This window comes from Streptomyces sp. NBC_00726 (assembly GCF_045161735.1).
In the GTDB taxonomy this organism is placed as follows: domain Bacteria; phylum Actinomycetota; class Actinomycetes; order Streptomycetales; family Streptomycetaceae; genus Streptomyces.
The window spans coordinates 6,638,337-6,652,437 of sequence record NZ_CP108983.1; the positions used below are offsets into that span (position 1 = coordinate 6,638,337).

The window sequence follows — 14,101 nt, forward strand, 5'->3', positions numbered from 1 at the left end:
AAAGGTTGCCCTCAGTCCGCCCGCCACCGGCCAACATCCTTGCCGGACTGGACAGATGGGGCACCTTTTCTGCGGGGAACCTCTGCCGCCCGGCGCGGCTGGGCACAGCCCCTTCAGGGCTCTCGGCGCACGGCTCAACGCCGACAGGTCGCCGCGTCCTGACCCCCGGCGGCCACCTCACCCTGACCTGCTTCGCGGCCGGTGAGGACGGAATGGGCTCCGAGCTCGCCGACGCGGATCTCTACCGCGAACGCCGGCTGCAAGGCGGCCTCGCCTACACCCCGGAATCACTGCGCCGGATCTTCTCCGATCTCATGGAAGTCGAACTGCGCCGCATGCGGGACGAGCCACCCGACGCGCCCCACTTCGGCGCCGGATTTCTTTGGACGGCCCTGTTCCGTACGAGCTGACCGGCACAACCACGTTGACCGCCCCCAGCAGCGGTGCTTGGGTCGGTACGTGGACAGCATCTCCGGCAACAGGCGTTTCTGGAATCAGATCAGCAGCGCCTACCAGCACAAACACGATGCGCGGATCGGCGCGACGCCCCGCTTGTGGGGCACGTACGCCATCCCCGACGCGCACCTGCGAGCGCTGGGCGACGTCACCGGCAAGCGCGTCCTGGAACTCGGCTGCGGCGCCGGCCAGTGGTCCAGGGCACTCGCCGCCGAGGGCGCCGCGGTGGTCGGCTTCGACCTGTCCGAACAGCAGCTCGCCGCCGCGGCTCGCACGATGGGGGCGGCCCGCTACCCGCTGGTGCAGGGCGCCGCCGAACACCTCCCGTTCGCCGCCGACACCTTCGACCTGGTGTTCTGCGACTACGGCGGGCTCAGCTGGGCACCCCCGCACCTCGCCGTACCGCAGGCCGCACGCGTACTGCGGCGCGGCGGGCGCCTGGTGTTCAACGTCGCCAGCCCCTGGTTCGAAGCCTGCTACGACGAAGCGACCAGCCGCGCGACCACGACGCTGCAACGGGACTACTTCGGCCTGGACACCATCGATGAGGACCAGGGCGCCACCAGCTACCAGCTCACCTACGGCGACTGGATCAGGGTCCTACGCGGCGCGGACCTCGTCATCGACGACCTCATCGAACCACGCCCCGCCCCCGAAGCGGCCAACGGCTACAACAAGACGGACCCACCCGACTGGGCCCACCACTGGCCGGCGGAAGCACTCTGGGTGACCCACAAACCGTAAGCCGTAAGCCTCACGGCAGGCCCGGCCCTCACCGAACGGCCAACGGAGGCCCACCCTCACTCGAAGTCGTCGGGCAACAGGGAGAACAGAACGAGGTCGACGCGTCCCGTGTGAACGAAGCCCGCATTGCGCAGGATGCCTTCGCGGCGGAATCCGGCCCGGATCGCGACCTTCTGAGAAGCGGCGTTGCCGGTCGCGGCGCGCAGCTCCAGCCGCTGGAACTGCTGCTCGGTCAGAAGCCACCGTGCCACTGCCCGAGTGGCTTCGACGGCGATGCCGTTTCCACGCCCCCAGGGAGAGATCCAGTATCCGACCTCGCTTGTCCGGGCCCGCCAGTCGGTCTTTTTCAGTCCAACGGTGCCCATCAGCCGTCCCGCACGGCAGTCGGTGACCGCGAAGTGGATGCCGTCACCGGATTCATGGAGGGCCGGCGCCACTTTCGTACACCAGGACGTGGCGTCCTCCAGGGTGTAGGGCCGGGGGAGAGGCAGCCATTGCAGGGTGAGTGAATCCGAGCAACTGGCCTGGACGTCGGGGATGTCGCTGCTGTCGAACGGGCGAAGGAGCAGTCGTTCGGTATGCAGCGCTGTCTCAGGAAACATGTCTCTCCCAGGTCTCCATCGTGGTCAGCCCCCCCAGGCCCCGGCTCACAAAGCGATCGGCCGATAGGCCAGGGCCCGATCGACCACTTCTTCGGCCGAAAGCTCTCGCTCCGGAGGCCAGTAGATCAAGTCACCGACGTGACCGGAGGGACATACCAGGGCCTTGTCGAGCCTCTCCAGGGACTCCGCCATCTCGTCATCGGAGGCGTAGTCCGCGTCCATGATGCGCTGAATGAGCGCGACAGCCTCCGCGCGGCTCAACTCCATTGCACTCACCTGGCCCTTCCGCCCGGAGCACCGTAACGCGGCCGGCCATCGCCCGGAGCACCCCGCCGAGGAGGCGGTGACGTGCAAGGGGTGTTGCCGTGAGACTACCGAGCGGTAATCTTCGGCTTCGTTCACGACCTGGGGGAGTGGTATGGACACCGTAACCGAGCACGAGCAGACCCGCGCCGCACTGGCCGCCGCAGTCTCACGCCTGGTCGCGCTGCTACGTGACGTGCCTGACCCGGACGCGGCATCGGGTGTCCCCGAATGGACGGTCGGCGACGTCGGCACCCACCTGGCGGCCGTATACCTCGCGTACACCTCCCTCGTCTCGCCCGACGACGCGATGGACCGGGGTGACGTCCTGCCGCCCGGCGAAGGCACGTTCGCCGAGCGGATCACGGCCATGAACGAGCGCTCCCTGACCCTGTTCCAGGACGAACAACGCGCGCAGGCACCGGACTTCATCGCCGAGCGAAGCGAGACGTTCCTGCGGGTCACCGAGGGCCTGGCCCCGGACACCCCCGTGGCCTCGCCCTGGTACGAAGAGGTGCCGTTCACCCTGGCGACGCTGACCGGCCTGATGTTCAGCGAGACCCTTGTCCACGGCCTGGACATCGCGCGCGGAGCCCGCCTCCCGTGGCTGATCGGCGACGACGAGGCCCGCCTCGTCCTGGGGCAGTCGATGCCGACGATGATGACGGCAGCCCTCGACACAGCGAAGGCGAAAGGCGTACGCATCGCCTTCGACGTCGCGATCAAGGGCGGCCCGAACCTCGCGGTCGTCGTGGACGACGGAACGGTGCAGGTCACCCGCGACGCCCCGCCGCGCACCTACGACTGCCGGATCACCGCGGCCCCGGCCACCTTCCTCCTGGTCTCCTTCCGGCGCACCCCCATCTGGCTGGCGGTCGCGACGGGCCGGATGCGGGCCGGCGGCCGTAAACCGTGGCTGGCCATGCGACTCGGCCAACTCGTCGCCAGCCCCTGAACACGCGGTGAGCGCCGGCCCGGCCCGGCCTGTAACACGGTCGAACCCATCAGGTAGTTCTCCGAGCGGAAGCGAACCGACACCACCATGCCCGACACGACCGGTGAACACAGGGACCGGGGCGCGCCCGGCCTTACGAGCGGTGCCATGTGGCTCAAGGGGGCCCTGCTGGACATCGCGTCGGCCCTGCGCCCGGACCACGGTCCGACGGTCGTCCGTGAGTGGAGTGATGCCGTACGGCTCCTCGACCCCGAACCGGTCGGATTCCGTGCCCTGTTCCTCATCGGGCTGGGCTGGGAAGGCCACCCTTCGCCCTCGAAGCTCGAAGAGACCCTGACCGCCTTCACCGAGGCCGGCTGGGCGGTGCACCAAGACGTGACGGACCAGGACGGGGAGAGCTGGGCGACGGCTCGGCGCGAAGAGTTCGAGGTGCGGGTGTACGAGGGCGGTCGGTCCGGGCTCGTCGCTCTCACCGGGTGGACACCGGTGACGTACCCCGAACTGAGGCTCGGGCAACCGTCGTTCACGCGCAGCACGGCCGATGGGGTGCTGTGCGACGACTGCCATGGCTGGGGTGTGTGCTTGACCTGCGAAGGCCGTCCGTACGAGAGGCGTTACGAACGCTGCTGGTGTATCGCGAACAACGCCGGTCCCGGAAAGTGCGTGGAGTGCGCGGGAAGGGGACTCCGCAGCCACGCGATCGTGCTGTGGTGCCGCCCCCGGCAGTTGCTGCACGGTGCGGACGCGGAGGCCGCCCCGCTGTCCCCGATCGCCGAGGCGGGCCACGACTCAACCCTGTCCGCGCTCTCGGACATCGCTCAACGGAACTGCACATGCGGGGAGTTCCGATGCTCCTGGCGCAACGTCGTGCACGAGGAGGGCGAACACCTCCTGGCCCGGTTCGTGGGCGCGTGCCAGGGATGCGACGCACAGCGCGCCTATACGTTCACACTTCCGCTGCCCTGACCACGCCCTGGCCGCGACGACTCGCGGCCGCGAGGCTGTGTCAGTGGGCGCGTCTAGGGTGCACTGTATGACGCATTGGATACACCGCGCGCTCCCGCACCACGACGAGACCAACGTCGTCTTCTTCCGAGGGCTGCCCCTGGACACACTCGTACGAGGACTCCTCGACCAGCAGCGCATGCCACTCGCGTACGGCGGGGGAGCCGACTGGGGCCTGGTGATGCACGACATGTTCAGCTGGGAGAGCGGCGAGTACGGGCTCGCCGATTACGGACGGCTCTGCCCGGCCGGCGGCGAACTCGGTGTTTTCGTGACCGAGCCGTGCTGGGCGAAGGCCCACGGGCCCGCGTTCCAGTACTACCGCGACGGACGTCTGATCACGGACTTCAGCTTCGAGACCCTGTACTACCGCGCGGGCGAGGAGCCCGATCTGCTGCTGCCCGCCCTCACGGCGGCCCATCTGACCGGGCCGACGGCGGATCTCGACCGGGAGGACGACGAGGAACGAACGGTGCGGGCCATCAGCGGCTTCTTCTCCTTTCCCGAACTCGAAATGCCTTGACCAGGCCGCTCGGAGGAAGGTCGCCACGCGCCGCCTTCGGTGACCCGTGCCGCCGTCCGGAACAGGGGCGAGGAGCGTACCCAACGGCATCAACACCCTGCCGGCGCGGAAATGCCTTCGACCGGTCGCCGCTGGTGCGGCACCCTCGACGCCATGACCACACCCCCCTTCCTTCCCGGACTGCAACTCTCACGCCGCTTCTACGTGGAAGCGGTGCGGCCACTGCTGGACGAGGCCGTGCCCGGGCTGGCGCACTCCGCCGCCCGCCTCGGCAGCGGTTCGGAAGTCCTCGGGTTCGACACCGCCCGTTCCGCCGACCACGAGTGGGGACCCCGGCTGGAGGTATTCCTGTACCCGCAGGACGTCGCCCGACACGCGGCGGACATCACCGCGTTGCTCTCCGAGCACCTGCCGAAGACGTTCCGCGGCTACCCGACGCACTTCGCCGAGAACGGCGACGCCGGCATCGGGGTCATGCGGGAGACTGGGGGACCGGTGCATCACCGGGTGACGGTCACGGACGCCGGCACCTGGTTCACCGAGCGACTGGGCTTCGACCCGGGCAAGGGCGTCACCCTGGCGGACTGGCTGGCCACCCCCGCCCAGCGCCTCGCCGAGGTCACGGCCGGTGAGATCTTCCACGACGGCCTCGGCCAACTCGCACCGGTCCGGACCGCCCTCGGCTGGTACCCCGACGACCTCTGGCGGTACCTCCTGGCCTGCCAGTGGCGGCGCATCTCCCAGGAGGAAGCCTTCGTCGGGCGCTGCGGCGAGGTGGGGGACGAACTCGGCTCCGCCGTCGTCGCCGCCCGGCTGGTGCGCGACCTGATGCGGCTCTGCCTGCTCATGGACCGCCGCTACCCGCCGTACGGCAAATGGCTCGGCAGTGCCTTCGCCCTCACCCCTCAGGGGCCGGCCCTTACGCCGGTGCTCACCGCCGCCCTCGCCGCGACCGACTGGCACACCCGCGAGCAGTATCTTGCCCGTGCGTACGAGACCGTCGCGACGGCGCACAACCGCTTGGGCCTCAGTGACCCCGTCGACCCCACGACACGTCCGTACCACAACAGGCCGTTCCAGGTCCTGCACGCCGAACGCTTCGCCGGTGCCCTGACCGCCCGAATCACCGACCCGGCCGTCCTCGCCCTGCCACCGGCCGGCGCCGTCGACCAGTTCATCGACAGCACCGAGATCCTCAGCCGCCCGAACCTCGCCCGCGCTGCCACTCACGTAACGGCCCTGCCGTAGAAGGCGCCCATGGCACAGGGCCCCGCCCGCTTCCCCCTGAGGAGACGCGGGCGGGGCCACGAGCGTGTGCGGTCAGCGCTTGGCGGCTCCCTTCGTCGGGCTGCCAGTGAAGGTGAACTGCGAGCCCGGCTCGACGAGCAGGTCCCCGTCGCGCGAGTTCGAAATCGTCACGTTGGACAGGGTCGCGTCACCGCGGGCACCGCTCATCGCGAGGATGCCGGAGCCGTTGTTCGACTTGTCGATGCGTACATCGGTGATCTTCGTCCCGGTGTACTGGCCGCCACCCGTCTTGAACTGGATGCCGTCGTACGTCGAGTCGAGGATGTCGGTGTCCCGGATGGTGACACCGGGGATGTTCGTCGCCTGCGCGAAGAGCGTGATGGCGCCGAACTCCTGGTCCTCGTTCCAGAACGCCCCGCCGGTGCGGTTCAGCGTGTTGCCCGCGATGAGCGTCTGGCCGCTGAAGGGGATCGGGTCGTGGTCGGTGGCGAGCATGATGCCCGGGTAGTTCATCGTGTCGGAGACGACGTTGTTCTCGATGGTGTTCCCGAAGCCGCCGTAGATCGCGATTCCGTTGGCCCGCCAGGGCAGTTGCACCGTGTTGTTGCGGAAGTGGTTGTTGGAGCCGACGTCGACCGAGGTGTCCTTGACGTACTTGCTCGACCAGACGGCGAGCGAGTCGTCGCCGGTGTTGCGGAAGGACGAGTTGTAGACGGTCGAATTGCGGGTGCCGTTGGTGAAGTTGATGCCGTCCGCGTACGTGTCGCGGATTCGCATCCCGCTGAACTCCAGGCCGTCGCCCGGCCCCCACAGCTCGGGGATGTTGGAGTAGTCGCGGCCCACCCAGACCCCGACGTTGGCGTGCTCGATCCACACGTTGGAGATCTTGGTGTTCTTCCCGAGGCGCCCGTTGATGCCGACGCCGCCCTCCGCGTTGCCGTCGCCGCCGCGGATGCGTCCGGAGCCGAAGATGGCGAGGTCGGAGATTTGCGTGTTGTCGTCGATGTCGAAGCCGAAGTTGCCCTCGTGCGGGTGGTTGATGCCGCCGGCGTCCTGCGGCTGGGTGAGGGTGTAGAGCTGCGAATACCACATGCCGGCGCCCACGATCCGCACGTTCTTGATGCCGACCTGGTTGTACTGGCCGCGGTGCTGCGGGTCCGGGGTGAGGATCTTCTGCTCCTGGCGCCACTGCCCGGCCGGGATCCAGACGCAGGAGATCTGCCCGGCCTGGTCCGCCATGACGGCGCGCTGGAGGGCGTCGGTGTCATCGATGCCGTCGTTGGGGACGGCGCCGTACTCGGTGATCGAGGTGCACTCGGCGGGCTTCGCCTTAGCCGGGGCGACCTGCTCCAGGTCGACCAGGTCCACGATGTAGAAGGCCGCAGAGTCCCCGGCGTCGCGCTGCAGCCGGAACTTGGTGCCCACCGGATAGGTCTGGGCGAGCAGCGCGTTCGACTCGTCGAAGAGGCGCCGGGCGTCCCCGCCGGGGGTGTTGGTCAGACCCTCGGGGTCGTCGGTCGTGCCGTACAGCCACGAGTGCTTCGAGGAGAGGTCGAGCTTGCGGACGAACTCTCCGTCGGCGTAGAGGCTGAGCGTCGCGGCCTGCCCGCCGCCCGCGGCGGCGTCCGGAATGGAGTTGCGCACCACGATCGAGTTGGTCGGGTTGGTGGAGGTGAACTCGACGTACTCACCGGTGTTGTCGAGCCGCACCGACTTGCGCCCACTGGACTCCGTGGCGAAGTTGGTGTGGCCGAAGGTGCGCTCGGCATCGGTGGTGAGGAGCTTGCCGGTGTACGTGCCGTTCTCGGCCTCGTACTCGGTGTACGGCACGGCGGCGCCCCGGCCGACGACGATCGAGCGGGCGAAGGTGTTGTTGTTCTCGTCGGTCTCGGCGACGGTGTTCGTCGCGTCGGCGCTCGCGCTGAGCGTCGCGCCGCCGTCGGTCGCCGTCCACGTACCGGATATCGGCACCTGGACGGAGGCGCCCGCAGCGACGGCGGGGGTGGTGCCGTCGAGCGTGGTCGTCCCGGCCGTCAGCCGGGTGACGGTGCCGGCCGCGACGGCGCTCGTGCCGCGGTTCTTCACGGTGACCGTGAAGCTGACGCTCGCCCCGCTCGCCGGGCTGTCCGGATTGGTGGCGATACCGGTGACCTGGAGGTCGGGTCCGGGACTCTGCTCGACGACGAGCGGCTCGGCGCCCGCCCGGCTGTTGTTGCTGTCGTCCTGCTCCACGACGGTGTTGTCCGGGTCCACGACGGCGGAGACCGCGTAGGAGCCCTGCGGGTGCTTGCCGGTGTCCACAGTGACGGTCGCCGAGGCGCCGGCGGCGAGCGCGCCGACGGCGGCGGTGCCCGCGATGGTGCCGTCCAGACTGACGGCGACGGTGGTGGCCGGGGAAGCGGCCGTGCCGGCGTTACGGACGGTGGCCTTGACGCTCACCGCGTCCTTCTCGGACGGGGAGGCGGGCGTCCAGCTCAGGTCGGTGAGCGTGAGATCGGGGTTGGGCGCGGCGGTGCCGACGACCTCGATCTCGGCGATCTGGCCGCCGGGAGCACCGGAGTTGGCGCTGAGCGCGAGCCGGAGATCGGCCGCGCGGCCGGAGACCGGGATGGTCACGGTGTTCTTGTTCCCCGCCGGGCTGAAGTCGTAGTTCGCGCGCGCCTTGAGCGTGGTGAAGGCGGAGGCGCTCTGGCCGCGGCCGCTCACCTCGATCGCCTGCGTCCGTGCGCCCCACAAGGCGTCGGGGTTGAGCTTGACGACGACGGCGGAGAGCTCCGCGTCGGCGCCGAGCTTCACGGTGAGCTGCCCCGGCAGTCCGGCGGACTCCCAGTACGTGTTCACGTCCCCGTCGTTGGCGTTGGCCGGGACGAAGGTGTGGACGTAGCCGTTGGCCTCGACGGGCTTGCCCTTGGCGAGGTTGGTGCCGGTGGGCGGGGTGCCGGGGTCACCCGGGTCATCCGGGTCGCTTCCGCCGCCCTCACCGCGGACCTCCAGCTCCGAGAGCTGCGCGGCCTGCCAGCCACTGTTGGCGGTGACCTGCACCCGGACGTACCGGACGTCCGCGGCGTCGAAGCCGACGGTCACGGCGCCGGCGTCGGCGGGGGTGAAGGTGCGCTTGGCAGAGCCGGAGAGAGTGTTCCAGGTGTCGCCGTCGGTGCTGCCCTGCACGGTGAGCGTCTCGTCGCGTGCCTCCCACGTCGTGGGGAGCTTGAGGGTGACCTCGTTGACGGACGTCCTGGCGCCGAGGTCGACACGGACCCACTGCGGGAAGGATCCGGCGGGACCCTCCCAATAGCTGGCCTGGTTCCCGTCGGTGACGTTGCCCGCGCCGTACTCGCCGTTGGCACCGCTGGCGGTGGCCGGACGGCCCAGGGCGAGGTTGGTCCCGGCGGCGACGCCCCGGGGCGCGGCGGCGTGCGCCGTGGCGGGAAGGAGTCCAAGGGGGATCAGACAGGCTGCGAGCAGCCCGGTGACCAGCCGTCGGACGGATGACTTCCGTCTCATGCTGTCCTCTGTTCGGTGGGGGACGGGGGTAGAGGCGGGAGGCCGTCGTGGAGCATGGAACAGGTTGGGCGAAGTCCCGCATCCAGGAAGGGTGATGATGGATTTTTGAGTGAATGAGTCAAACTTTTGCGGCTACATGGAGACAGATTTCTGACAGGTTAAAGTTTTGTCAACGGCTCTGACAGCTTTATGACGCTCGGTGCTTGGGTGTGACGCACCGTCCGGTAAGCGGAACCCATCCTTCAGGCATGCGCGAGCGCGCCGAGCAGGCGAAGTCCTTGAGGCTGGAGGAACGGATACTGACAGGGATCGTGATCGACGCGCAGGACGTCGCCCGCATGCACCGTCTCTGGCCGAGCGGCGACGCGCGGTCGCACGGAGACCCACCCGAAGACGACCGCCCAGCCGCTGTTACGGGCGCAGCAGCCCGAGTGGACAGCCAACGGCGAGCGCGTCGGCCGCGGTGACGACGACGTCCACCCTTACGCCCATCGCATTCCGGTCGCGGACAGGAGTTCCATCCGCTCCGGTGTCAGCGTGGCCGCCCGGGAGCGCTGGTTCCCGATCCAGGCACCCAGCTTGTGCTCCCGCTCCTCCTGGTTCTCGCCGATGATCCGCTCGACGTGCTTCCGGGGGACGTGGAGGTGTCCTTCGCGTTCGTAGAACTGTTTGGCGGCCTCGTAGTGCATTGCCCACTTGTCGGCCTGCGTACGGCGCTTGGGCTTCTCATCCTGGCCGGCGGGCTCGATTCCGAGGACCTGCTCGCACATCCATTGCTGGACGGTGGTGAGCTGGTCCCAGCCGAGCCGGACCGACTGCACCCACCGTCCGAGGTCCTCGCCCTGGCGCACGACGTCGCCCGCCTCGGTGGGCAGTGCCTCGCCGGTGTTCAGGTGCATCCGCGCGAGGTGGAAGGACCGCTGCCACGTCACTGGCCAGCTCGGGCACCAGGACGCGTCGATGTCCTCCAGCTGCTCGCGCCGTTCGTCCGTCAGCGCGCCGGTCACCGACTGGATCGGCAGTCCCTCGGTACGCCGCTGTTCGTTCTCTGCGGCCCTGCGGGCTGCGGCTCGGGCGTTCTTCAGCCAGATGCCAACCTTCGCGCCTTGGAAGACGGCGTCGGTGGGGGCCAGGAGGTGCCCGTGTTCGGCTGCCCACCCGCGTGCGGCGGACAGGCCCTCCTCCCACGCGACGTCGAAGTGCGACCAGATCATGCCGAGCTTCTCCAACTGCGCGACGCGGTCCGCGTCCATGTTGCCGCGGGCGTAGAACCGGCGGGCGTCGGCGGTCCACTGCCCGAGCGGGAAGCCGGCGAGCGAGGCCGGCCACGCCCCGCCCTCCGTCTCCTGGCCGTCGACGGCGGCGGGCACGCGGAACGTGAACGGGACGCGGAGGTCGCCGTGTTCGAGGGCGTAGATGACCGCGGCCTCCACGCCGCGCCGCCAGTGTTCGTGCTCGGGGTTGAGGACCCGCAGGTTGATGAACGCGGCGAGGGCGGCCGGGTCGCGGGGCGTGGAGAACTTCAGTAGGGCCTTGGCGGGGGCGCTGATGCCTCCGGAACCCTCGCCGCTCCCGCCCGTGCTCTTGCCGCTGACGGGCTTGTAGCGGCTCGGGGCCTGCTGCTCCGCGAGGCTCTCCACGATCCGCGCGTCGTGCGCCCGCAGCGCCTCCAGCAGCTTGGCCAGCCCGCCGAACGCCCGAGAGGTCAGCATGTTGTCCGCAGTCTCCCCGAGCCCAAGCAGCACTGGCACCACGAGCGAGGCCACCTTCCCCTCGCCGGGCTGCATCCGCAGCGCCCGGCCCACGGCCTGGACCAAGTCCGGCATCGAACCGCGAACGTCCGCCCAATACACGGAGTCGCAGTTACGGGTGTCGACGCCCTCGCCCAGAACCTTCACCGAGCACAGGAAGCACTTCTCCACCACGGTGCCGTCCGTGGCGATCCCCGCCGCGAACTCTTCGAGCAGCCGGCGGCGCTGGAGCGGCTTGTGGTCTCCGCACAGCCAGTTTGCCCAGATCGTCTTGGGATACAGGTCGGGGTCGTTGGCGTGCAGCTGCGCGGCGATGTCGGGGAGGCCGGCCGCGAAGGCTTCGGCTTCCTTGACCATGTGGTGGAAGACGAGCGTGCGCCGGAAGCCCTCTTGAGCGGACGCCTTCACCAGGGCGGTCTGGAGCGCCGCGAGCCGGGTCCCACGGACCTCCGCCGAGCGGTTCTCGGCGCCCAGGAGCTGCGCGGCCTGGAGGGCGGTGTCGGTGACGTCCACACAGACGACCTGGTAGGGGGCACAGATGCCCCGGTCGATGGCCTCCGAGAGGGTCAAGGTGAAGCAGCGGCTGCCGAAGGGGCCCTCGGGGTCGTCTTCCATGCTCGCGACCAGCTCGCCGGGAGCGCCGGCTTTGTCTTGGTCCAGCTGCCACAGCCGGGGCGTGGCCGTCATGTACAGCCGACGCAGAGCAGGGATGCGGGTGTTGTCGTGGACGACGGCCCAAGGCTTCCCGATCCGGCCCGAAACGCGGTGGGCCTCGTCCACGACGATCAGGTCCCAGGCCGGAAGGCCGGCGGCGTGCGCGCGCTCCAGCGTGCCCAGACCGAGGCTGGCGTACGTGGCGTACACGGTCACCTTGTCCAGGCCCCGCGTCCACTCCACCAGCTCGTCCACGTCCGTGGTGTTGGGGAAGGGTACCTCCTCACCCCGCAGCGAGGACACCCCGATCATCGGCCCCCGGCGGCCTCCCTCGCGCCACGCGGACTCGGTCTGGGCGAGCAGGTCCAGGGAAGGCACGAGCACCAGCACACGGCCCGTGTGGAGCTCTTCGGCGATGCGGGCGGCCACGAGGGTCTTGCCAGATCCGGTCGCCATTACGACCTGAGTCCGCAGCCCTCGCTCAGGCATGAGCGCTTGGGCAGGAAGTTCGAGGGCTCGGAGGATCGCGTCGACGGCCTGTCGCTGGTGAGGCCGTAGGTCCATGTCAGCTGTCCTTTGTCAGTCTGGAGGCTGCGGAGGGACTGGCTTAAGTGGCGCTGTAGGCGATCTGGGCCAACCGCAGGGCGTCGGTCAGGCTTACTTCGTCGGTGAGGCTGACGCTCACGCGGTACTCGCGGTGCCCGGTGGTGAGTATCCGGGCGGTGGTGATGCCCAGCTCGTCGAGTTGCTGCTGGCTGTGGTTGAGCCGGAGGTTGATGGTGCTGTACTCCGCGTAGACGTAGGCGAAGCCGCCGAACTGGGATCCCTGCCGGCGCAGGCGCAGGTAGCGGCTGTAGTCCAGGGGAGCGTCGGGCAGTGAGTTCTTGCGCTTGATGCCGTAGACACCGACGTTGTCCCACCGCGTCGCCTCATCGAGGAACCGGACGAACAGGCCGGGAGCCGGGCTGCGGAGCAGCAGCTGACGCACCGTTTCCTGTCCCTCGTCAGCTACTCCCGGAACCCGGGCTGGCAGAGTCCCGCTGTCGCAGGTGCCGTTGGGAACTACCGCAACGGCATCACGTGGGTGATTGGTCAACTCCTTCAGTACCTGCGAGGCATCCAGCTCCTCTGGAGTGCCTTCGAACTGAAATACGGTCACCTTCATGGGATCCCCTCCAGGCTGACTTCCGCATACTCTACCACTAACTATGCATAGCTAGAGCATCTATGTATAGTTCCCCGCTCGTCGGACTGGCACTGAGGGGAGACGTGCATGGGCCGAGTCAGCGCGCTGTTGGGGTGCTCGGAGGGCAGGAGGTTTCGGCGGACAGGATTGTGCCTTGACGGCGCCGCGGCGTCCAAGCGGGCTGAACCGCCTCCTCTCACGTGAGGCGAGCATGGCACTTGGCCACCTGTCGCGGGTCGGTGAATCTGTGCAGTGGCCGTGCCTCTGACGTGGTGTTATGTAGTTTGGGTGAGCAGGTTTTTGGTTGGGTGGCTCGCTGAAGCTGCACAGTTTCTGGGTGCGGCAGCCGTTTGACTTGGGGTGTTTTTGGCTCCGGGCTTGCCTGTGCAGGTTGGTTGGGTACTGCGCAGGTTCCGTGATCCCCGGTATATGGCGGCGGTTACGGGGTGGGGTTGGTGGCGAGCCAGGTGGTGGGGATGAGTTTTTCGCCGTTGCGCCAGTTGTGGCGGACGGGTGCCTGGTACCAGGTGTGGGGCAGGTCGGCGTGGTCGCTGACGATGATCTGGAAGTCGGGGGCGGGTTCGGTGACGACCTGGTGCATGAGCTGGAGGAGGCGGGTGACCGTCTCGCGGTCTTCGTCCAGGGCGAGGTCTTCGGGCCGGGCTCGTGCTTTTGCCATGTTGGAGGGGTAGTAGGGTTTGGTCGACTGGTCGAGCATGGGGTAACCGCGCAGCTTTGCTGGCCGACGAACCTACCTGTTGAACTGGGCTACAGCGGGGGAATACCGTTGGTCCAGTTCGGATCCATACCAAGAAATGAAGCATAGCCTTGGCTGGGACTCGAAGCCGGCAGGATTCGAATCCGCTCACTCCGTACAGCCGGCTGCCCGCGTAGCGGGTTCTTGCCCGGGAGCGAAGCGGACGGGCCGGGGTGGAGCGGACGGGCCGGGGTGGAGCGAAGCGGAACCCCTGACACACTGCCATAAAGCGGCCGTCTGTCAGGCGGCGCGGAGCGAGGTCCGTTCACTGCGTTCACGGAGCGAAGCGGAGGGAACGCCCGCGCTTCGCGCGGGCCGGGGAGCGAAGCGAGCCGGTGTCCCCTAGCCCCTGGAGCGAAGCGGAAGGGTGCGCCAAGCGGAGCGCGGCGCTTCGCTTGCTCATCGCGTAGCGA

At 68.7% G+C, this 14,101-nt stretch carries 11 protein-coding genes and 1 pseudogene; 6 read left to right on the plus strand and 6 right to left on the minus strand.

Going from position 1 to position 14,101, the window contains the following annotated elements; genetic code table 11:
* Positions 1-152 precede the first annotated feature (152 nt).
* Positions 153-410 (plus strand): annotated as a pseudogene (locus OG338_RS29450) (SAM-dependent methyltransferase); the annotation flags it as partial.
* Between the two features lie 49 nt (positions 411-459).
* Positions 460-1,200, plus strand: a complete 741-nt coding sequence (locus tag OG338_RS29455) for a class I SAM-dependent methyltransferase (RefSeq protein WP_405940261.1) — start codon at positions 460-462, stop codon at positions 1,198-1,200.
* 56 nt (positions 1,201-1,256) lie between these two features.
* Here the strand turns inward: OG338_RS29455 and OG338_RS29460 are convergent, their stop codons facing one another.
* Both OG338_RS29460 and OG338_RS29465 read right to left on the minus strand, forming a co-directional pair.
* Positions 1,257-1,802: a GNAT family N-acetyltransferase gene (locus OG338_RS29460; protein WP_405940262.1), complete on the minus strand. Its 546-nt coding sequence runs from the start codon at positions 1,800-1,802 to the stop codon at positions 1,257-1,259.
* A gap of 45 nt (positions 1,803-1,847) precedes the next feature.
* Entirely contained in the window at positions 1,848-2,069 is a 222-nt protein-coding gene (locus OG338_RS29465; RefSeq protein ID WP_405940263.1) for an e9imm peptide, read from the minus strand.
* Between the two features lie 151 nt (positions 2,070-2,220).
* Here OG338_RS29465 and OG338_RS29470 point away from each other — a divergent pair, with 151 nt between their 5' ends.
* From OG338_RS29470 to OG338_RS29485, 4 genes are all read left to right on the plus strand, one after another.
* On the plus strand, positions 2,221-3,060 hold the full coding sequence (locus tag OG338_RS29470) for a maleylpyruvate isomerase N-terminal domain-containing protein (RefSeq protein ID WP_405940264.1): 840 nt from the start codon (positions 2,221-2,223) through the stop codon (positions 3,058-3,060).
* Between the two features lie 147 nt (positions 3,061-3,207).
* Complete coding sequence (locus OG338_RS29475; RefSeq protein ID WP_405940265.1) at positions 3,208-4,026, plus strand: hypothetical protein; 819 nt, start codon at positions 3,208-3,210, stop codon at positions 4,024-4,026.
* A 67-nt stretch (positions 4,027-4,093) separates the two neighbouring features.
* Positions 4,094-4,588 carry a hypothetical protein gene (locus OG338_RS29480; RefSeq protein ID WP_405940266.1) on the plus strand — a complete coding sequence of 165 codons (495 nt, stop codon included), beginning with the start codon at positions 4,094-4,096 and terminating at the stop codon, positions 4,586-4,588.
* 153 nt (positions 4,589-4,741) lie between these two features.
* On the plus strand, positions 4,742-5,836 hold the full coding sequence (locus OG338_RS29485; protein ID WP_405940267.1) for a DUF4037 domain-containing protein: 1,095 nt from the start codon (positions 4,742-4,744) through the stop codon (positions 5,834-5,836).
* Positions 5,837-5,908: 72 nt separating this feature from the next.
* Here OG338_RS29485 and OG338_RS29490 read toward each other — a convergent pair whose 3' ends face one another.
* The 4 genes from OG338_RS29490 to OG338_RS29505 form a co-directional block, all read right to left on the minus strand.
* Positions 5,909-9,340, minus strand: a complete 3,432-nt coding sequence (locus tag OG338_RS29490) for a CARDB domain-containing protein (RefSeq protein WP_405940268.1) — start codon at positions 9,338-9,340, stop codon at positions 5,909-5,911.
* Between the two features lie 482 nt (positions 9,341-9,822).
* Positions 9,823-12,309, minus strand: coding sequence for a Helicase associated domain protein (locus tag OG338_RS29495; RefSeq protein WP_405940269.1), 2,487 nt, complete (start codon positions 12,307-12,309; stop codon positions 9,823-9,825).
* A gap of 43 nt (positions 12,310-12,352) precedes the next feature.
* Positions 12,353-12,910, minus strand: a complete 558-nt coding sequence (locus OG338_RS29500; RefSeq protein WP_405940270.1) for a hypothetical protein — start codon at positions 12,908-12,910, stop codon at positions 12,353-12,355.
* 460 nt (positions 12,911-13,370) lie between these two features.
* Complete coding sequence (locus OG338_RS29505) at positions 13,371-13,649, minus strand: DUF3732 domain-containing protein (RefSeq protein ID WP_405940271.1); 279 nt, start codon at positions 13,647-13,649, stop codon at positions 13,371-13,373.
* Between the last annotated feature and the right edge of the window lie 452 nt (positions 13,650-14,101).